At 58.2% G+C, this 19,897-nt stretch carries 11 protein-coding genes; 2 read left to right on the top strand and 9 right to left on the bottom strand.

Annotated elements, in window-relative coordinates:
• Positions 1 to 34 precede the first annotated feature (34 nt).
• The 5 genes from ACMGGS_RS15605 to ACMGGS_RS15585 all read right to left on the bottom strand — a co-directional run bounded on the left by ACMGGS_RS15605 (position 35) and on the right by ACMGGS_RS15585 (position 11,700).
• Complete coding sequence (locus tag ACMGGS_RS15605; protein ID WP_414163377.1) at positions 35 to 271, bottom strand: hypothetical protein; 237 nt, start codon at positions 269 to 271, stop codon at positions 35 to 37.
• 146 nt (positions 272 to 417) lie between these two features.
• Positions 418 to 780 carry a hypothetical protein gene (locus ACMGGS_RS15600; RefSeq protein WP_194205670.1) on the bottom strand — a complete coding sequence of 121 codons (363 nt, stop codon included), beginning with the start codon at positions 778 to 780 and terminating at the stop codon, positions 418 to 420.
• 10 nt (positions 781 to 790) lie between these two features.
• The gene (locus ACMGGS_RS15595) at positions 791 to 9,454 is read right to left on the bottom strand and encodes a hemagglutinin repeat-containing protein (RefSeq protein ID WP_414163376.1); all 8,664 of its coding nucleotides are present in this window, start codon (positions 9,452 to 9,454) and stop codon (positions 791 to 793) included.
• Between the two features lie 13 nt (positions 9,455 to 9,467).
• Positions 9,468 to 9,995 (bottom strand): toxin-activating lysine-acyltransferase, encoded by a 528-nt coding sequence (locus ACMGGS_RS15590; RefSeq protein ID WP_414163375.1) that lies wholly within the window; start codon positions 9,993 to 9,995, stop codon positions 9,468 to 9,470.
• Positions 9,996 to 10,005: 10 nt separating this feature from the next.
• Positions 10,006 to 11,700 (bottom strand): ShlB/FhaC/HecB family hemolysin secretion/activation protein, encoded by a 1,695-nt coding sequence (locus ACMGGS_RS15585; RefSeq protein ID WP_414163374.1) that lies wholly within the window; start codon positions 11,698 to 11,700, stop codon positions 10,006 to 10,008.
• A 351-nt stretch (positions 11,701 to 12,051) separates the two neighbouring features.
• Between ACMGGS_RS15585 and ACMGGS_RS15580 the strand changes: the two genes are divergently transcribed.
• Positions 12,052 to 12,723 (top strand): metallophosphoesterase, encoded by a 672-nt coding sequence (locus tag ACMGGS_RS15580; protein WP_414166291.1) that lies wholly within the window; start codon positions 12,052 to 12,054, stop codon positions 12,721 to 12,723.
• 21 nt (positions 12,724 to 12,744) lie between these two features.
• Here the strand turns inward: ACMGGS_RS15580 and ACMGGS_RS15575 are convergent, their stop codons facing one another.
• The 4 genes from ACMGGS_RS15575 to hpxU all read right to left on the bottom strand — a co-directional run bounded on the left by ACMGGS_RS15575 (position 12,745) and on the right by hpxU (position 18,149).
• Positions 12,745 to 14,355 carry an FAD-NAD(P)-binding protein gene (locus ACMGGS_RS15575; RefSeq protein WP_414163373.1) on the bottom strand — a complete coding sequence of 537 codons (1,611 nt, stop codon included), beginning with the start codon at positions 14,353 to 14,355 and terminating at the stop codon, positions 12,745 to 12,747.
• A 159-nt stretch (positions 14,356 to 14,514) separates the two neighbouring features.
• Positions 14,515 to 15,771 carry an allantoate amidohydrolase gene (gene hpxK / locus ACMGGS_RS15570; protein ID WP_414163372.1) on the bottom strand — a complete coding sequence of 419 codons (1,257 nt, stop codon included), beginning with the start codon at positions 15,769 to 15,771 and terminating at the stop codon, positions 14,515 to 14,517.
• Positions 15,768 to 17,009, bottom strand: a complete 1,242-nt coding sequence (locus ACMGGS_RS15565; protein ID WP_414163371.1) for a pyridoxal-phosphate-dependent aminotransferase family protein — start codon at positions 17,007 to 17,009, stop codon at positions 15,768 to 15,770. Before ACMGGS_RS15565 ends, hpxK begins: the two co-directional genes overlap by 4 nt.
• A 300-nt stretch (positions 17,010 to 17,309) precedes the next feature.
• Positions 17,310 to 18,149, bottom strand: a complete 840-nt coding sequence (gene hpxU, locus ACMGGS_RS15560; protein WP_414163370.1) for a MurR/RpiR family transcriptional regulator HpxU — start codon at positions 18,147 to 18,149, stop codon at positions 17,310 to 17,312.
• Positions 18,150 to 18,312: 163 nt separating this feature from the next.
• On the opposite strand from hpxU, the gene hpxW reads away from it, so the two are divergent.
• The gene (gene hpxW, locus ACMGGS_RS15555; protein ID WP_414163369.1) at positions 18,313 to 19,896 is read left to right on the top strand and encodes an oxamate amidohydrolase; all 1,584 of its coding nucleotides are present in this window, start codon (positions 18,313 to 18,315) and stop codon (positions 19,894 to 19,896) included.
• The last annotated feature ends 1 nt before the right edge of the window (position 19,897 follow it).

The raw sequence follows: 19,897 nt of genomic DNA, 5'->3' as shown, positions 1-19,897 counted from the left end.
GGAAAAGACAAGTATAGACTACAAAATCCACAGCCTAGTTACATTTACCGGTCGGCTTTTTAAGCGGGCCGCAACTGCCGGGATCGAATATTTTATAACCTTTATTTTCCATACAGGTTTCAAGCTGATCGATCCGCTTATCGTGTTGTTCCATCGTTTCACCGCCGATTAAAACGTTTCTTCTCCATAGTTCACTATCAGGATTAATCTTCGGATCTAAGCCGCAAGCGTGAAGATCGTTTCTACGCTGAACAGGATCGGTGTGGCCCATTTGTCCCCGTTGTTGAAACGTTTGTACTTAGGGTGGAAAACGATAATTTGATGAATCCATATCTCCCACGACGCAACCATTCAAGCCCAGTGGCAAGAGCACGATTAACACACGTGCTCTCAATTTTTTTATAAGCTGAGAAGGCATTAATTGCACATACCGGTTGGCGCTTTAAGCGGGCCACATCTGCCCGGATCTAACAGAACATAACCTTTGTTTTTCATACAAGCTTCAAGACTGGCAATTCGGCGATCCTCCTGCTCCATCGTCTCGCCTTCCAGAGCGACATTTCTACGCCATAATTTGCTGTCAGGATCGGTATTGCGATCTAAACCGCAGGCATAGAGATCGTTTTTACGTTGAACCGTGTCAGTATGCCCCAGTTGTCCCTGTTTTTGGAAAGTCTGTATATATGGCGGAAAATCATAGTTGGATGAATCCATATCCGCTACGACACAGCCACTTAATGTAAATACACTGAACGGAATAAACATCAAACTAAGTCGCATTATTTCCCCCTTAAGGCTGCGCATTAAAAATAAATTCCAGTAGTTCTGGAGAAATCAGCTCACTTGCCGCAAAAGGAGCAGCAATGGGTATTGCGGCAATCGTCCAGGTTTCAGCAGCAGCATTTGTCAGAGGGCTTCGGCCACGGGCGGTATTCCCTTCCTGATCGTAGAAACCAGGCAACTGACCACCAATAAGATCGTGAGCGCCTGCGAAGCTTTCAACAATATTATCACCAATATCTCCCCAGAACCCGCCGGGCGTATAAGTACCGAACGGTTTCAGTATTCCACCAAGCGCCTGAGAGCCGCCGGTTGCACCGTATAAATCTTTTGCCAATGAACTTTGCAAAAATTCATCCATCGTTTTGTAGTCATCGTTACCTTTGTAAATAACATGCCCTTCGGTATCGCGTTTCAAAATGAGTCCCGCCTTGTCTACCGTTTCGCAACGACCATTATCTTTACCACAAATAATATCTAAGCCGATTCGGGTACCACCCGCTTTTACACCGTCATAAAGTGCAGTACTGTCACCGGAAACGTTACTATAAACTTTCCCTGTTGTTCTGTCTTTAACGCCTTCAAAAATAAGCGAGTTTTGAATAGTCTCTTCGCGCATTTTCGTGGCGGCAAGCGAGAGTGTTCCTTGCGTAATTGCCGTGTCGGGTGAACCTGCCACTACGCCCACCAGGGTTTGCAGGAAGCGGCGTTGATACTGTAGCTTATAAATGTCGTTCACAGCCTCCTGCTGCTTTTCCCGATCCCCGCTCGCAATCGCTTTTTTAAGCACATCCCGCGCCGCTGCCTGCTTACCATCCAGATATGAACTTATCTGCTTGTTCGCATTCTGCTTAAAGTCTTTGGTTACCTTGACCTGAAGGTTAAGCTCTTTAAAAACTTTATCTTTATCGAAGTTATTTTCGATATATCCGGCATTAGCAGCGGCATTTTCCGTGGTGATATCGGTTTTAATCTCGGCCAGGGTTTCATCTACCGTTTTTCCCGTCAGGCGCTGCTGGGCGTCGGCGTCGGTAATCGTGATAGCAGAGGTGTTGATGCCGCTACGGGTCACTGATTGTTGACTATCGCTGTCATGGCCAATCCCGAATGAAACGTCTTTTTGCAATGAACCATAGCCCGTCGCCAGTTGCGTATTGCCATTCTTATCGGTCACCGTTTTGCTGCTCTGCGGCGCGGCATTGTCGCTCAGCCCCAGATCGGCGTTCATGCTCATTGAGCCGCCCAGCCCGATGCCCGTTCCTTCATATTCAGAATGGTTATCAATATCGCTCCAGGTCAGCGTGCCGGTGCTGAAGCGGTTTTTACCCGCCTGCTCGGCGCTCTCGTTAGACGTGATCAGACCGCCTTTCAGGTTGGTCAGATCGTTAATATCAATCTGATAGCCGTCGTCCCCGGCGAAGATCCCCGACTGTTCCGCCACCGAGGCGTAGTCGGCATCAACTTTCGATTTGCTGAAGTTACCCGAGGCCGCGAAGCCGTAGCCAACCGTCACCTGGCCGCCCATATCGGTTTGCTTGCCCTGGTACTTCATAGTGTCCTGAAGGCTTTCGATATTCAGGTTATCAGCGACGATATCCACGCCTTTGCCGAGTACCTGACCGCCGCGCAGGGTGGTGTCACCGCCGCTGACGATTTGCGTCTGGCTGTCCATATCGCCGACGTGGCTGTTGCGCCAGGAGACCTCATCGCCGTTACCGTAGCCTTTCCCTTTATTGGCCCCGGCGGTAATGCCGAAGGACGCGCCGCCCTGCCCGTAGCTCACCGCCACGCCCGCATTCCAGCCGCTGGATTTATTATCCGAACGCTCGTGGCGCTCCTGCTGTGCGGCAAGAATATTGACGTCGTTATCCGCCTGCAACAGCGTGCCTTGTTTGCCGCTGACGTCCGAACCAATGATATTGATATCCGAACGTTCGCCGCCATGCGCCACCACGACGGCATTTTTCCCGGCATTGACCTTGCTGGCCAGCGCGCTGGTACTGGTGGTGTCCTGAGTGCTGCTCTGCTTGCTTTGCCCGTAGGTCAGGGAAACGCTGACGTTCTGCGCCGCGCCCTGCGCGCCGTTTTGCATCACGCCCTGGGCGCTGTCCATCATCGCATTCGCCGCCCGCGCGCTGTCCCATCCGGCATTCGCCGCTGCCAGCATATTAATGCGATCGTCGTTGCTTTCACCCACGCGTTTAACCGAGGCAGCCGCCGCTTCCAGGGCCTGAATTACCGGCACGTTGACAGCAAGGGTAAAGCCTTTCTGCTCAACAGAATGTTTAAACTGCGAGGCATAGGTGTCCTGCGCCGCTTCGATGGTGACGTTTTTCCCTTCAATCACTACGTTGCCGTTCGGCGAGGAGACCGTGCTGCCGGTCTGGCGGTAATTATTGCCCGCCACCAGTACCGTGTCGCCCTGAAGGCTGCCCACCAGCGAACTTTCGCCGCTCTGCGCCTGACTGGCCTGATCGGTGGACTCTTTGCGTGAACCGATAGTAAAGCCGATGCCGCCAGAACCCATCAAACCGGATTTTTTCTCCTGCTTAAGGTGGGTCTCGTCGTTACGCCCCGCCATGCTGCTGATGGTTAAATCATTGCCCGCTTTCATCGCCACGTCGCCAGTGCCCGCGATGCTGCTGCCGATCACGCCGATATTATTCCCGGCGATCACTTTTACGCTGTCGGCACTCAGTTCACTGCCCTGCACGGTCTGGCGATCAACCGTATCACGGGTGGTGGTGGTTTTCTTCGACAGCCAGCCACTGCTGCCGGTGACTTTATGGCGCTCATCCAGATCGGTGCTGTTCAGCACGCCGCGAATGTTCACATCGTTTCCGGCGTTGAGGTTCAGCGCTTTTTCGGAGGCGATCGACGAGCCATCGACGTTAATATTTTGTCCGGCGGCAAGCGCGGTATCATTCCGGGTTTTGATCTGCGTACCCACGCGGTCGACACGGCCCTGATTGAGGGTGTTGTCTTTGTCCCACACCAGACTGTCGCGAGCGGAGGTCGTGACTGTGCCGAGGTTAATATCCCGCGCGGCACCGATTTGCGTCTGTCCATTCTCACCGCTGTTAATTACCTGTGCCCCGGTCAGATTGACGTCACGGCCCGCTTTCAGTGACAGTTTGCCGTCATCACCCTGGACGTAGATGCCGGATACGCTGTCAATGGTGGTACGCTGGAAGCTATTCTGGTCCACGGCGCTTTCGGCGCTACGGGTGGTGGTGGTGGCATTGATATCCCGCCCGGCATTGACCAGCAGGCTGTCCGTGCCCTGCAACACGCCGCCGATATTATTCACATCGGTGCGGGCGGTCAGGCTGGCGCTGGCCCCCTGGATCGTGCCCGCCTGATTAGTAATATTGTCAGCATCCAGTTGCAGCACCCGACGTCCGGCGATAGTGCCACGGTTAAACAGGTCGCCATCGAGTTTCATCACCACGTTGTTGCCGGCGATTAATGCTCCGGACCCGCTGATATCACCCGGTTTCACTTTGGCATACACCTGCGGCATCAGCACCGACTGCATCGAGCCGTCCGGCATTTTCACCTGGGTATTGACCAGCCAGACGATATCGCCCGTCAGCAAGGACATCTGCTGCGGCGTCAGCGCCACGCCGAGCTTCAGCGCGTATTGTTTACCGAAAGCCACCCCGGCATCCATCAGCGCTTTGTACTGCTCTTCATCGCTGGTATAGCCTTCGAGATAGCGCTGCCCGGTGAGATCGACCACCTGTTCACGGATCAGCCGCTGCTCATAGTAGCCGTCGCCCAGACGTTTGAGTTTGTTGTCCTGATCCTGACCGAGCGCGTCCTGCATATAGTCGCTACCCAGCCACTCTTTTTCATTGGTGAAGCGCGGATCGGTTTCCACCAGATACGATTCACTGGCCGAAGGATTAATTTTAAACAGGCTGTTATCCGGCAACTGCGTGTTCGGACCAACGATGCGAATGGTCTCCTCACCCGGCGTCACCGCAAACTGCTGCCCCGGCGGCGGCGTTACCGGCTCGCCGTCTGAAACGGTCTGCTGCCACGGCGCGTGGGTGCTGGCGTCCACTTTGCCGGTTACCGAGCTGGATTTAGCAATTGCCACGTCGGTGCCCTGAGTGGTCAACGGCGCAATCGTGACGTTGCTGCCTTCCACCGTACCCTTGCTGATAATCTGGCCTGGCTTGAGCGAAATGGTCTGGATCACCGTTGGCGGCTGGTAAGCCGTGCGATCGCGTCCCTGCTCGTCTGAACCTTTGTGACGGATACGGTAATAGTGGGTGACCGTACCGACATCAGTCGTGTGCCGTTCCCCGTCCACCGCCTCGTTACGGGTCAATTTAATGCCATCGGTGAACAGCGTACCCCCGGCGATAACCTGGCTCTTATCGTTAAACAGTTCATCGGCCACAATGGTCATATCGCCACCGGCAATGATCTTCGCCGGATCGGTTTCCTTGATGCGCGTCTCTTCAACAGTACGGTTGTAGTCATACTGGTTGAAGTTATCGTTATTCGCGCCCGTGTCATCCGGGCTATTGAGGTTACGCAGACGGTCGGCGGAGTTGCCGTCGACGAATACGCCTTCGGTGGTGGCGTCCCAGCGGGTCGGTGAACCACTGTGCTGGTATTCCCGGATCTGCTCCTGAGACACTGTCACCAGTTCGGTGGAGAAATGATCGTTAATGTTGTTGATCTGCCCGGCGGCGATCCACATGTTATTGGCCGACTCAATAGTCGAGCTGTGGTTATTGATAACCCCGGCGCGACCCGCCACGTTGCCCTTGTCATCAAGCTGGCCGCCGATCGCCATATCGCCGCCGCTGTAGACCAGGGCGTGATCGACATTATTCAGCGTGCCGGTGCCGATATCCACCCGCTCGCGCCCGGCCAGCGTCGCGGCTTTGCCGCCTGCGGCGAGGTTGTTGAAGGTGACGGTATTAATGCCAATGGCGTCGCCGTAGATCCGCCCGGTGCCAACGTTGTTCAGGGTATTCGCGTCAATGCGCGTATAGCCGCCGTCGATAAGCCCGTAGTTGGTCAGCGTCCCGCTGACGGTGAGGCGGTTTTCCCCGGCGTTGATTTCGCCGCTTTCCGCGTTGCCCAGGCTGCCGCCGTGCAGGTCCAGTTTTTTCCCGGCCAGCAGTTTGCCGCTGTTGCTGATGCTGCCCGGCGTGGTCAGTTGCAGGCTGTCATTGGCAATAATCGAGCCGCTGTTGTCCAGCGCGCTGTTGCTGCGCAGGATCATGTCGCCCAGCGAGAGCAGATCGCCGTCGCCGCTGACGCGCTGCGCGGTGATATCCAGCAGTTCGCCGGCTTTTGCCACGCCGCCGGTGTTCACCAGATCCAGCGCTGCACCGTTAAGCGTGAGCGTGCCGGAGGAGGCCAGCGCGCCGCCGGTGTTGTCCAGCAGGCCATTGTTGCTGATGGCCAGTTTGTCATTCGCCAGAATAGTGCCGCGCTGGTTATTGAGCGTGCCGGTGGTGAAGGTCGCCGTGTTCGCCTCCACGCCCTGATTGCTGCCCTGGGTGTTCTGGTTGGCAAAGCTTGCGGCGATGACTGTCAGGTCCGCACCGCTGCGGATAAGTCCCGAGACGTTATCAATCGCCCCTTTCGCCGTGTCGAGCAGCAGATCGCCCACCGACTGGATTTGCCCGCCGCTATTTTGCAGGCTGCCGCTGGTCAGGGTGGTGTCCTGCTCACCGATGATGCGCCCGCCGCTGCGGTTATCGAGGCTGGCGGTGCTGGCATCGAACGCGCCTTTTGCCGCCAGGGTGCCGTTCTGGTTATTGAGCGCCCCGCTGCTGAGGGTCAGCGCGCCGAGGCTGTTCAGCGTGCCGTCATTGTTGGTAAAGGCGTGCCCGGCGGTGTCCAGCGTTACGCTGCCGCCCTGCATCAGGCCGGTGGTGTTGGTGAGCGTGCCGTCGAGCGCCAGATTCAGCGCGTCCGTGGCAACCAGTTCGCCAGCGGTGTTATCCAGCGTACCGCTGTTAAGCGTGATCGCTTTTGCCGAGAGCAGGACGCCGTCGTTGTTCGCCACGCTGTCGGCGGTGAGGGCCATGGCCCCGAGGCTGGTGATGCCGCCCTTATCGCCGCTGTCACGGTTGCTGAGGGTGCCGGCAGTCAGGCTGAGCGCGGCGCCGCTCTGGATCAGCCCGCCGTCGTCATTATTAATCGTCTCGCCGCCCAGCGTCAGCGCCTGCTGTGCGGAAATCTGGCCTGCGCGGTTGTCCAGCGACTGCACCTGAATATCTGCTCCATTGCCGCTGACCAGAACCCCGTTCTGGTTAGCCAGAGTGGCGGCATCAAGATCCAGCGCCTTACCCGCGCCAATCACCCCGTCAGTGTTATTCAGGGCGGTGGCGGTATCAAGAACCATATCACCGCCGGATTTCAGCGAGCCGTCCACGTTGAGGAGGGTGTCCGCGTGCGCGGTCAGCGCCTGCTCCGATCCCAGCTGGCCATGGCTGTTATCCACCTTATCGCCGCGCAGATCTAGCGCGCCGCCGCTGACAATGACGCCCTGCTGATTATCAATATCGCCCGCCACGAGGTTCAGCGTGCCGCCGCTGCTGATGCCGCCGGTGGTGCCGCTGTTGCGGTTGGTCAGCGCCGCGCCGTGGGTGTCCAGCCAGCTGTTGCCTGCAGCCTGGATCAGGCCCGCGGTATTGTCCAGCGCGCCGCTGTCGAGGCGCAGATCGCCCTGCGAGAACAGCGTGCCGGAGGTATTCGTCAGCGCACCGCCATTAAGCTGGAGGGTAGCGCCGCTGGCGACAATTTCTCCTGATGTATTATCGAGGCTGGCGGCATTCAGCGTCAGCGCGCCTGCGCTTTCCAGACGTCCCTTACGGTTGCTGGCCGCGCCGCGGCTGGTGAGGTCAGACTTGCCCGCCGACGCAGAAATCAGCCCGTCGTCGTTGTTCAGGGCGCCCGCGTTCACATGAACGTCGTCGCTGGCCGCCAGCGAGCCGCCGGTGTTGTCCAGCCCGTCACGAATTTCTGTGTTCAGGCTGCCGCTCTGCGCGGCAATTACCTGTCCCTGGCGGTTATTCAGCGACTGCGCGCGCAGGGCCACGTTACCGTTGGCGGCAATCTGCCCCTCGCGGTTATCCAGTTCCCCCGGCAGATCCAGCGACAGATCGCCGCTGCCGGTCTGCACGAGGCTGCCTTTCTGGTTGGACAGGGCTGTGGCCTGCACGGACAGGGCATCAGCGTTGATCGTGCCGCCCTCGTTGTTCAGTAATTTGCCGCTGCGGGCGGTCAGCTGGCGGGAGCTGACCAGTGCGCCGGAAGTGTTCAGATCGCCGTCTCCGGCGTCAAGCGTGATGTTATCCGCCTGCGTCTGGCTGCCGCTGAGATCGACGCCCAGCCCGCGTGCGCTGAGATTGCCACCGGCCAGCGTCTGCCCGTGTGCGCTCAGTTGCCCGCGGGTGCTGAGGTCCAGATCGCCCTGCGCAGCCAGTTTGCCGTCGTCCTGCACCCCGGCCGCCAGTACGCCCTGTTGTGATCCGCTCAGGCTGGCCGCCTGGACGCGGGTATTATTGCGCGCCACCACCGAGCCTCGGTTGTTCAGCTCGCCGCCGCTCTGCACGCTGGCGTCGTTGCCCGCATACACCGCGCCGTGGTTATCGATACCGCCCGTCGCGGCAATTTGTGTGTCACCGCTGGCGCTGATATTACCGCTGTTCTCAATGCGCCCGTCGGCGGTTATCGTGACGCTGCCCGCCTGCGCGCCGATATTCCCGGCGTTGCGCACGCCGACGCCGCTTTCAGTGCCGACCATACGAATTTTACCGGCGTACATGCCGCCGAGGCTGGCGACATCCAGCGCCATCTGCGGGCGGGTCGCCGGGTCGTCGCTGGTTTTACTGATCTGCTGATGTTCCGCATCCACCTGGTTACGCCCGGTAGTTACATTCAGCTCGTTCGCCCACACTCCGGCGTTGACCTTAACCGAGCGGGCAATAATGTCGGTGTAATCGGCGCGGGAGCTGTCCAGCCCCTTGCCGTCAATGCGGATTTCGCCGCGCTCAACGCTATAGCCGGTCAGCTGGCCGTTGTTCATCTGCGGTTGCCCGGTGGTCAGCGTGCCGCGGTTGGCGTTGATAAAGCCGCAGCCGTCACAGGTAATGCCTGCCGGGTTGGCAATCACCACCTGCGCTTTTTTCCCGGCCACTTCCACGTAACCATTGAGGCGGCTCGGGTCGCGGGAGTTTACTTCGTTAAGAATGACCCTGGCTTCGCCTTTGCCCAGCCACGGGTTGCCCGCCACCATGCCGCCCAGCTGCGTCTGGACGTTTTTATGCGAGTTATTAAGAATCACGCCCTGCTGATTAACGTCGAACTGGCCGTATTTATTATGCGAGACGCCTGCGGCGGACGGCGTCTGAATATTGACCTGCGGCGTACCGTTGGCGCTGTTGATGATGGTGGGCTGCTGATTTGCCGGTGCGCTGCCGTCGGCCACCACGTTAGCGTGGACGGGCTGTATCACGCCCGTCGCCAGCCACAGACTGAAGCTTAACGCCCCCACTTTACCGATAAGGCGGCTGTGCGTATGTCCGACGCCGGAAGATCGCGCTGACGATGCCCGGCCTGAGCGGGCGATCTCCGCCACCACCATTAACATACCGCGCGCTTTGTTGAAGACGATACGATACAGGTTCTTGTTCATGGGTATTTCCTTGTTAAGCTTCCGGCAGATCTACCGCCAGCGGGTGCTCGCGTCGCCATTGTCGTGCGGCTTCACGGCTGACCCGCGTGCCATGAAAATTCATCACGCGTTTACCGCGCTCGTGGCCCCGGTGCCACAGCGATCGTGCGCAGCCATCGAGGAAGACCTCTTTTTGCAGCAGACGATACATGTCACGGGTATGACCAAACGGCGCGATCCAGTCGCAGAACCACATCCGGTCGCCGCTGTCCCAGTCTTCTTCCCGCATATGAATCGATGCGCGGGTGAGAAAGCGGGCTTCTGATTCAGGATTAAGCCAGGCCCAGCTAAGAAAGAAAACTGGCCGTGCATGCTGCGTGACCAGCACGTACTGGCCGCGTTTGATGATCGGCAGCAGCAGCGTCGGCAGCGCATGCAGCGGCGCATCCCGGTGCATCGGCGAGTGCATCCATAGCCACACTGTTGCACCGAGCACTTCGGCCTCGCTCTCCTGCCCCCCCAGCATCAGCGGGGCTTTAATGTCGTACTCACCGACGCGCATCTGCCGCTCCTTACCAGTCCCAGTTGAGGTTAAACCCGAGGGTTAAATCGCTGGTATCGAAACCGTCCGGCTTCGAGAACGGGGTTCCGGCAAACATGTCGTAGCCGGTATTCAGCGCGTAGCCGCGCAGGCCCGCAACGCCGCCCGCCATGTGCTTACCGACCAGATATTCCGATCCGGCACCGCCCACTTCGCCATAATCCGCCCCGAGGTAAAATTCCTGCGACGGCAGCGGCGTGCTCCAGGCAATGTCGTTGCGCACATACCAGCCGTGGCTGGCGTTCAGCGTGCGCTCGCCGTCAAAGCCGCGCACCGTCCAGCGGTTGCCGATGGCAAACTGATCCTGCGGCGTCAGCGGCGTGCTGCTCATCTGGCGCTGATACTGCACGTTGTAGCGGAAGTTCTGCGTACCGATTTCAAAGGGCACATTCAGTTGAGCGTTGAATTGCAGGATTTTGCTCAGCGCGGTGGCTTCGTCGAAGTACTCTTCCGGCGCAGGCGTCGCGCCGAACCAGCGGGTCCCGCGTTGATAGCTGATACCGGCGTCAAGCGTGGTCTGGCCGATATAGTGCCGGTGCTGTAAGCCAATGCGCCAGGCGGAGGTCTGACGGCGCTGCACGTCCACCTCGGTGTCGTCAATGTAGCTGCGGGTTTTTCGCACCAGCACGTCATAGCTCATGGTGGTTTTTTGCGTGCCGCTGCGATGCAGCACGCGGCTTAGCTGGACGTCGAGGTTTTTACTTTTGCCGCTGTAGCGATAGTCTTCGTTGGCCCCGGCGACCGTCTGGTGATAGTCATAATCGTTGCCGGTGACCGAGAACATCCAGTAGCCGAACGGCACCGAATAGTGGCCGGTGTAGTTTTTGCTGCCCTTGCCGCCCTCGCCCTGTAAATCATGGGACGCGGAGAAATAGAGCAGATCGCTGAGCGAGAACGGGTTATCCAGCGAGAGCGTTAACCCGCCCTGATAACGCCCGGTGCTTTTGGTTCCGGCATCGTCCAGCGACGCGCCGATACGCCACATTTTGTCCTGCTTCCAGCTCACCGCAATATCACTTTCGCCAGGCTGCTCGCCGGGGACGATTTCCATATCCGCTTTCACGGTGGGCAGACGCTGAAGGTTTTCCAGCCCCTGTTCAATGTCGCGCAAATCAAGCAGTGCGCCCTCACGCGGCGGGAAGGCGCTGTAGAGCTGGATATAGCGATCGCTGTCCGCCGTCAGTTTGACGTGGCGGACATAGCCCGGCACCAGCACCAGCGTTAACACGCCGCTGTTCAGATCCTGCGACGGAGCCAGCACGCGGGTGGTGATATAGCCGTGGTCCACCAGCCGGTTTTGCAGGGTACTCATCAGCAGATTAATGCCCTGCGCGCCGAGGCACTGGCCTTCGGCTTCTTTGCCGAGATGCTGGATCGGCAGCCAGCGCGGCAGTTTTTCTTCGCCGCTCAGCACCACGTGTTTAATGGGAAAACAGGGCGTTTCAGCAGGGTAGTTGATGCGGCCGAAGCCGGAGGACGGTGGCGACAGGCGCACATCGGGTTTTGGCGGCGTAAGCTGCTGCTCCAGCGCTTTCTGGCGCTGCTGCTGAATAATGATTTGTTCATCGGCCCCGGCGATGCCGTCGGCGGCGCTCACGACAGGGGTCAGAAGCAGGCCGGTCGTGGTGAAAAAGGCGTAACGTAATACGGTTCGATAGCAGCCCATCAGACGTTCCCTGTGATGTAAGGAAATAGTGATTAATGTTAATTTCTGTAAAATTTACGCGCATTATCCACGTACCGTCTTGTGCAACAATCACCATTATTTATGGGTAGCCCGCTGGGCAACGGTTGGCGACACGCGCTGTAAACATCATGCCTTAAATAAAATTTTCCTTTTAAAACACAATCTTAAATAAAAATCACTCTACTAAGCGGTCCTCTGATCAGCGTTTATTTATTCACCACCTCAGAGCCAGCACCTCTAAAATAAGATTAATCTCAGGGTGACAAACCTCTGGCTATGACCATCCATACTGATATCACCTGCCATCAAACAGATAATCCGGAGGCGATGATAATGGTTTACCAGTTCCTCAGCGGCGCAGACTGGCGCAATATCTGGGTCGTGGGTGATTTACACGGCTGTTATTCGTTGCTGAACAGCAAACTGGCGGCGGTAGGTTTTGATAAAGAAGCGGATTTGCTTATTTCCGTTGGCGATCTCACCGATCGGGGAAAAGAGAATGTCGACTGTCTTTCGCTTATCGGCGAACCCTGGTTTCGCGCCATTCGCGGCAATCATGAAGAAATGATGCTGGATGCGCTGGTAAACCATCGCGATGCCGGTTTGTGGAGAATGAATGGTGGAGAGTGGTTTTTTACGCTTGATGATGCCGAGAAAATCCGCGTACGGACTTTGCTGCCGCAGGTCGCCGCCCTGCCGTTAATTATCGAGGTTGACACCCTGACGGATCGTTATGTGATTTGCCATGCCGATTACCCCGCTGAGCACTACCAGCGGGATAAGCGGATTGATGAAGAGCGCGTGGTCTGGAGTCGGGAGCGGATCGCGTCCTCACAGCGCGGTCAGCGGAAAACAATCAGCGGTGCGGATACTTTTATCTTCGGCCACACGCCTGTCGCGGTCCCGCAGCGCTTCGCCAACCAGTATTATATTGATACCGGGGCGGTATTCAGCGGCGTGTTAACGTTGATGCCGATTCAGGAGAGCGGGAGGCAAAAGTAAGTTTTGCGCCCCGCGTTGTCGCTAAACTTCCATAAAGGGCAGACGGCGGCGCGACCACGAGGCAGGTTGTGTTATCGCCCTTGCCATCGCCGCACCAATTTCGGCGCAGGCGGTGATCCCCTGAACGAACGGTCTGTCGTGCATCAGGTAAGGCAGCGCGCCAAAGGCAATATGGCCGCGAGCCAGTGCGGGTTCCTGTAACGTATAGTCATCACCGACATCCGGGATCTCTTCCCCCGTGGCAAGCAGCTGTTGGCGCAGCGTCGGGAACGGAAGATCTTTCGTCTTCAGCGCCTGTTGTCCGCGCGCATCGATAAATACGTCGAAGGACCAGCTATTTTGCTGGTTAAAAATCCGCGTCTGATTTTCTTCCACTTTCATCTCGTAGTCCTGCCCAAGCGCGAGAATATTAATGATCCCGGCCTCGCGTAGCGCCAGCAGGCGACGAATTGACTGTGAAGGGATCGCGGCATAATTATCGATAAAAATGCGCGCCAGCCCCGATGTAAAACGCTGCACATCCTGCTCACTGAGGTACGGGACAATCTCCTCCACCTTTTCATGCAGCCGCAGGATGGTATAGCGCCATGCCACCGTGCGCTTGTCACGCTTGTTGCGTTCAACTTCATCAAGATTGGTTTGCGCCCAGTGGAAAGGATCGTGTTTTTTGCGGTCGGCGAACCATGCCTCGTTAATTGTATCGGCATTCAGCGTCTGAAGGGCAATACGCGCGCTCCACTGCGGGTCCGCCTGCTCAAGCTCCTGCACTATCAGGCGGAATACGCGGTCAAGCAGCCCATCGGCACCGGCGTCTATTTCGCGCTGGATCGCGTTTTCCGTCACCACCTTCAGCGGGTCGTAAGGAATCGGGCAGTAGAAATCCGCCTCCGGCAGCACGCCAGAGCGCGACATCAGCGTAATATTGAGCGCCTGGCTCTGCGGGTCGAGATTAAACTGAAGCTGGCCGTCGTCGGACTCCACGAATTCGCCGTGCTGGACCACCACCGCCATCGCAGCATCGATGCCGCTCAGCGATGTGCCCATGATCCCGACGTTGCAGGCACGGATATTCGCCTCCATCAACCCCGACCAGGGGCTGGGGAAAAAGGTGCGGGTCGACGTGCTCTCATCAGGCCAGACATGACCGGTTGCAATCACCGCCAGGTCAAAGCGCTCTGCCGCAAGTTCATTTTCAACCCACAGTTTGACGCCCGTTTCAGTGGCTTCCAGATCGGTGACCTGGCATGCCTCATGTACGTTTACCTCAAAGCCCTGCGCTCTGGCCACGGCGACCAGTTGCACGAACTGGTCGCGAAAATATTCCCCCAGCAGGATACGTGGCAGAAACTGGCGGACGTGGAGGGAAGCGCGATCGACACGATAGCGCGCCAGATGCGCATCATCCTGTTGGCGCAACCAGTCAATATAGGTTAAAAAAACGGGCGGTATTTCAATGCTGGCGATATTCGCCAGCATCATTTTTGAATTATCTTCATTGCTGTACGGCATTCCCACACCGGCTTCATCCGCCTGTTCGTAAACCGTGATGGAAAGCGGCACGTTCTTTTTTAGAAGCGAGAAAAAAGTATAAATACCCGTAGGACCTGCGCCGACTATCGCGATCTTTTTCATCAATGTTTGTCCGAAGTTTTTCGATCATCTGTTTGCAGGAAGTCGGCACGCTGGCAGGCGCGAACCGTTTGCAGAAGGGCTGAAAACACTCCCTGTCAAATACAGTGTGGTCGAAAACGCTTATAGAGCAAACTATCTACGCCGGATTAATGTGGGTGGTTAAGGTTCCGCCAGCATTTCAACCGCATCGGTGAATGCACTTATTGCCAGCGCGACATCATCAACGTTAACGGATTCAGCCGGATGGTGACTGATCCCGCCCTGACAGCGTACAAACAGCATGCCGGTCGGCCAGCGTTCAGCGATGGCGATAGCGTCGTGTCCCGCGCCGCTCGGCAGGTGCAACGCGCACGCCTGCACCCTGGTTACCGCGTCGGCAAGCAGCGCTTGTAGGCGTGCATCGCACGGCGTGGCGGCGATGCGGTAAAACTCCTGCGCGCCAAAGTGCATGTGTCGTCGGGTGGCTATTTGCTGCGCCTGCGCCAGCAGATCGTGTAACAGCGCATCCAGCGGCGCGTCTTCAGGTCCGCGAATATCCAGCGTCAGGATAACCTCGCCGGGGATAACATTCACCGCGCCGGGCGTACAGTCCAGAGTTCCTACCGTGGCAACCAGATTGCCCCCTTGCTGTAGGGTGGTGTTTTCCACCGCCATCATCCACTCGGCAGCGGCGGCCAGCGCGTCCTTACGGTGATACATAGGCACCGTTCCCGCGTGCCCCGCTTCTCCGGTAAAGCGGCAATTCAGGCGACGCGCGCCGTTGATCGCCTCAACCACGCCCAGCGCCAGTCCTTGCTGTTCAAGGCAGGGGCCTTGTTCAATGTGAAGCTCAAGATAGGCGGCAAACTCCTCCGTCCGGCGGGCGGCAAGGTGGGTCCGCGTCGGGTCAAGACCCGCATTCACCATCGCCTGCGCCACGCTGATGCCGTTCGCATCCGTTTGCGCCAGCCAGCCGTCGGGCCAGGTGCCGGTCAGGCCGCGGCTGCCCAATAGCGTGATGCCAAAGCGCGTACCTTCCTCATCACAAAAACCGACAACTTCGATGGCTTTTGCCAGCCGTTTACCCTGTTGATGCAGGCTATGCACCACCTCAATGGCGGTCAGTACGCCAAGCATGCCGTCATAGCGCCCGGCATTGCGCACGGTGTCCAGATGAGAACCTAATAAAATCGCCTGCGCGCCTTCCTGTTCGCCTTCGTAGCGTCCGCAGATATTGCCAACGCTGTCCTGCCAGACGGTCATTCCCGCCTGGCGCATCCACTCGCCCACCCGCTGATTAGCCTGCAGATGCTGCGGAGAAAGATAGACCCGGGTCAGCGCGTCCGGCGCTTCGCTAATTGCCGCCAGCTCGTCGGCGCGCGCCATGACCCGCGCCGCCTGCTGAATATCCACCTTCAGGGAAGCTGACACACTCATTGTGACGCCTCGCTGCGATAGTGATCCCATGCCGCCTGCATTACTGCGCCCTGCAGAGTGGGAAACTTCAGATAGTTTAATACCGACTCCAGCGCGCTGAGAGTAGTCATCACGCAATCCTTGCGCGCGTTATAGCCCATTGTGCCGATGCGCCACACTTTGCCGTGCAACGGGCCAAACGAGGTGCCGATTTCAATGCCAAAATCCTCCAGCATCAACTTACGCACCTGGTCGCCGTTCACGCCTGAGGGGATGACCACGCCCAGCACGTTATTCATCTTGTGCTTCAGATCGCCGAACGTTTCCAGCCCCATCGCCTGAATACCTTTCAGGAGAGCATCGCCGTGCAGCTTGTGACGCGCAATGCCGTTATCCAGCCCTTCCTGAAGGATAAGGCGCGCACATTCGCGTGCGCCGAACAGCGCCGAGGTGGCTTCCGTATGGTGATTGAGACGCTCCGGTCCCCAGTAATCCATCACCATGCCGAGATCGAAGTAGTTGGAGTAGACCATTTCATCAACGCCATCACGATGCGCATCGGTGCGGATGCCCTCTTCCACGCATTTGCGGTGGCGAATGGCCTCCTCCATCCGTGCGCTCAGGGTAATGGGCGAGGTGCCGGACGGGCCGCCGAGACATTTCTGCATTCCCGCCGAAACGGCGTCCAGTTGCCAGGCGTCGGTTTCAAGGGCGTTGCCGCCCAGCGAAGCGGTCGCATCGGTGTAGAACAACACATCGTGACGGCGGCAAATCTCGCCCAACTCTTCCAGCGGTTGCAGCATGGTGGTTGACGTATCGCCCTGCACCGTCAGCAGCAGGCGCGGACGCACCCGTTTGATGGCGTCCTCTATCTGGTCCGGAGTGAATACCTCGCCCCACGGTGCGTCAATGGTGTGAACCTCCGCCCGACAGCGGCGGGCGATTTCACACAGCAGATGTCCAAAGCGACCAAACACCGGCACCAGCACTTTATCGCCGGGACGGATGGCGGAGACGAGGATCGCCTCAATACCGGCGCGCGAGGTGCCGTCAATCAGCATCGTCCAGCGGTTTTCAGTGCGAAATACGCCGCGGTACAGCGCCATGACCTCATTCATATAGTGGGTCATCGCCGGATCGTATTGACCAATAAGCTGGCTCGACATCGCGCGCAGCACGCGCGGATCGGCGTTAATCGGTCCGGGTCCCATCAGCAGGCGCTGCGGCGGATTAATTTGCGGAAATTGAGCGATATCCATATGACGTTCCTTTGGTTTAATAAGGCCGCGAACGGCGAGAGCCGCCTCAATGATGTTGTCAGCGTCGGTGCAGTCCGCGTGTTGAGCGGTGCCAGGCCCGTTACGTTAGCATGAAACAAAAGATTCTATAAATAGACATTTGCAACTAATGTGCCAGAGAAGCCTTACCCGCTGCGCCACGGCGAAAACAGTAAAACAGCGAGAAAGAAACGCCTTGAGGAGAGCAGGCAGGCAATAAGGCCGTGTTTTGCGGTTCTGTTAATGCACCAGAATAAGGCAAAGCACCAGCCTGACGCCCCATTATCGCTGTTCCAGTTCGTCGAGTTGCTGATAGAGCGTGGCGATATCGTGAATGCGCGGACGGCCTTTATCGAGAATGCCGTGCAGCAGCGCGTTAGCCAGCAGATTGATCAGGCTGTTAACCGAGGCATAGCTATCAAACGCCGATACGCTGTCCAGCGGCGCGCAGAGCTGCCAGCGCGTGAGCGGAAACAGGCTGTGCGCCTGTGGTTCGCACATCAGCAATACCGGAATACCGTTGTTCTGAAGCTGCTGTAATAACGGGCGAATGATGCGCGGGCGACGACGAAAGGCCATTACAATCACCAGATCGTCAGCCGTGAGATCCACCAGCTCTTCACTCAGGCTTTGTCCCGGCTGCGGCAGTACCAGCACCTGCCCGCGCGCCTGTAGCAGCTGCTGACGCAGGTGTAACGCGGCGGGATAAGCGTTACGCATGCCGATAATAATAATGCGCCGCGAGGCGACCATGCTGGCTATCGCGTCAGCGAATTGCTGTGCATCCAGGGCGTTGACCCACTGGGTCAGGTTCGCCATCTCCTGTTTATAATGGCGCGCCAGCAGCGTATTGCCCTGCACCGCATCGCGATTATCGGTCAGCGGCATTCCACTCTGGCGCAGGGTACGCAGCTCATCGCGCATATCCTTATATTTTTCGTAGCCCAGCCGCCTGAACAGACGGCTCACCGTCGCTTTTGATACCCCGCTCAGCGTTGCCAGCTCGGCACTGTTATAGCTAATGAGATCGTTAAAGTGATCGAAAATAAAATCGGCCACCCGCTGTTCCTGCGGCGTCAAAGCGGCATACTGCCCTTTCAGTCGTTCATCAAGCTGTTGCATATGACCTCTGTAACTTTCGTTTCACCGCACTATATCGCTAAACGCTTTCACAATGCATACCCGATGTGCAAAAAATCCCGTCGTCCCGCTGGCTGAAACTTTTTATTCAGATGTGGAACAGCTTTTGCAACTTCACGATCTCTTTCGGTCATGAGGATGCCTTATGCAGAGTAACGTATCGACACGCGGGATGGCGGTAGCCCCCCATCATCTTGCCAGCCAAAGCGCGCTGGCGATCCTGCGCGAAGGCGGTAGCGCTCTAGAGGCGATGGTCGCCGCCGCTGCAACCATCGCGGTGGTCTACCCGCATATGAACGGGCTGGGCGGCGACGGCTTCTGGCTTATCGTGCCGCCGGAAGGCGAGCCTGTCGCCATTGACGCCAGCGGCGCGGCGGGTTCGCTGGCGACGCCGGAAGCCTACCGCGATGTGTCGCAGATCCCCCATCGCGGCCCGCGCGCCGCCCTGACCGTCGCGGGCACCGTGAGCGGCTGGGACGATGCGCTCAGCTTATCGCAGTCGCTCACAGGTCGGGCGCTGCCGCTGCGCCGTCTGCTTGCCGATGCCATTGGCTATGCCGAAAACGGAATGCCGGTTACGGCGTCTCAGGCCAACGCCACCGCCGATAAACTGGCGGAACTGCGCGATCTGCCGGGTTTTGCGGAAACCTGGCTGGTGGAAGGCGTGGCCCCGCTGGCCGGAAGCCGCTTTCGGCAGCCCGCGCTTGCCTCCACCCTGAAGCGGCTGGCCGACGAGGGACTGGACAGTTTTTACCGCGGTCCGCTGGCGGAATGCCTGGCAAACGGCATGGCGCAGTGCGGCCTGCCCATCACCCTTGCGGATTTACAACAGCATCGCGCCCGTCGCACAACGCCGCTCAGGTTGCAACATACCCACGGCGAGGTGTGGAATCTGGCACCGCCCACTCAGGGACTGGTCTCGCTGGCCATCCTCGGCATAACCGACCGTCCTGATATGGCCGATGCCGATGATGCGACCACCGTACACCGTATCGTCGAAGCCACTAAGCTGGCCTTTGGCCTGCGCGATGCCCATATCACCGATCCGCGTCATCTGAATACCGATATTCAACGCCTGCTGGAACCCGACGCGCTGAGCGCGCTGTCCCGGCACATTGACGATCGCCAGGCCGCGCCGTGGGGCACCGGGAAAGGACCGGGCGATACGGTCTGGATGGGCGTCGTGGATGAAAGCGGGCTGGCAGTTTCTTTTATTCAGAGCATTTATCACGAATTCGGCAGCGGCGTGGTCCTCCCGGATACCGGCATCGTCTGGCAAAACCGCGGCGCATCGTTCAGCCTCGACCCTGCGCATCTGCTGGCGCTGTCGCCAGGAAAACAGCCGTTCCACACGCTCAACCCTGCTGCGGCGCGCCTGAGCGACGGACGGGTGATGGTTTACGGTTCGATGGGCGGCGACGGTCAGCCACAAACTCAGGCGGCCCTTTTTACCCGCTACGTGATACAGGGCGCACCGTTGCAGGAAAGCATTAGCCGTCCGCGCTGGCTGCTGGGGCGAACCTGGGGGCAAAGCTCGGACTCGCTAAAACTGGAAGGCCGTTTTTCGCCGCAGACGGTCGCCCGCCTGCGGGAAGCGGGTCATGAGATAGATATCCTGACGGATTTCAGCGAAGCCATGGGCCATGCTGGCGCGATAGTCCTTCATCCCAACGGCCTGATTGAAGGGGCCTTCGATCCCCGCAGCAACGGCTCCGCCGCCGGTTTTTGAG

The sequence above is a fragment of the Superficieibacter sp. BNK-5 genome (assembly GCF_047456055.1).
Taxonomy (GTDB): Bacteria; Pseudomonadota; Gammaproteobacteria; order Enterobacterales; family Enterobacteriaceae; genus Superficieibacter.
Note: the sequence above shows the minus strand (reverse complement) of the source record. Positions and strands in the feature narration are given on the sequence as shown.

Excerpts from the sequence above, each read along its gene's own strand:
- hpxU (WP_414163370.1), bottom strand. The coding sequence starts at position 18,149 with ATGCAACAGCTTGATGAACGACTGAAAGGGCAGTATGCCGCTTTGACG.
- ACMGGS_RS15595 (WP_414163376.1), bottom strand. The coding sequence starts at position 9,454 with ATGAACAAGAACCTGTATCGTATCGTCTTCAACAAAGCGCGCGGTATG.
- ACMGGS_RS15565 (WP_414163371.1), bottom strand. The coding sequence starts at position 17,009 with ATGGATATCGCTCAATTTCCGCAAATTAATCCGCCGCAGCGCCTGCTG.
- ACMGGS_RS15590 (WP_414163375.1), bottom strand. The coding sequence starts at position 9,995 with ATGCGCGTCGGTGAGTACGACATTAAAGCCCCGCTGATGCTGGGGGGG.
- ACMGGS_RS15575 (WP_414163373.1), bottom strand. The coding sequence starts at position 14,355 with ATGAAAAAGATCGCGATAGTCGGCGCAGGTCCTACGGGTATTTATACT.
- hpxW (WP_414163369.1), top strand. The coding sequence starts at position 18,313 with ATGCAGAGTAACGTATCGACACGCGGGATGGCGGTAGCCCCCCATCAT.
- hpxK (WP_414163372.1), bottom strand. The coding sequence starts at position 15,771 with ATGAGTGTGTCAGCTTCCCTGAAGGTGGATATTCAGCAGGCGGCGCGG.
- ACMGGS_RS15600 (WP_194205670.1), bottom strand. The coding sequence starts at position 780 with ATGCGACTTAGTTTGATGTTTATTCCGTTCAGTGTATTTACATTAAGT.
- ACMGGS_RS15585 (WP_414163374.1), bottom strand. The coding sequence starts at position 11,700 with ATGGGCTGCTATCGAACCGTATTACGTTACGCCTTTTTCACCACGACC.
- ACMGGS_RS15605 (WP_414163377.1), bottom strand. The coding sequence starts at position 271 with ATGGGCCACACCGATCCTGTTCAGCGTAGAAACGATCTTCACGCTTGC.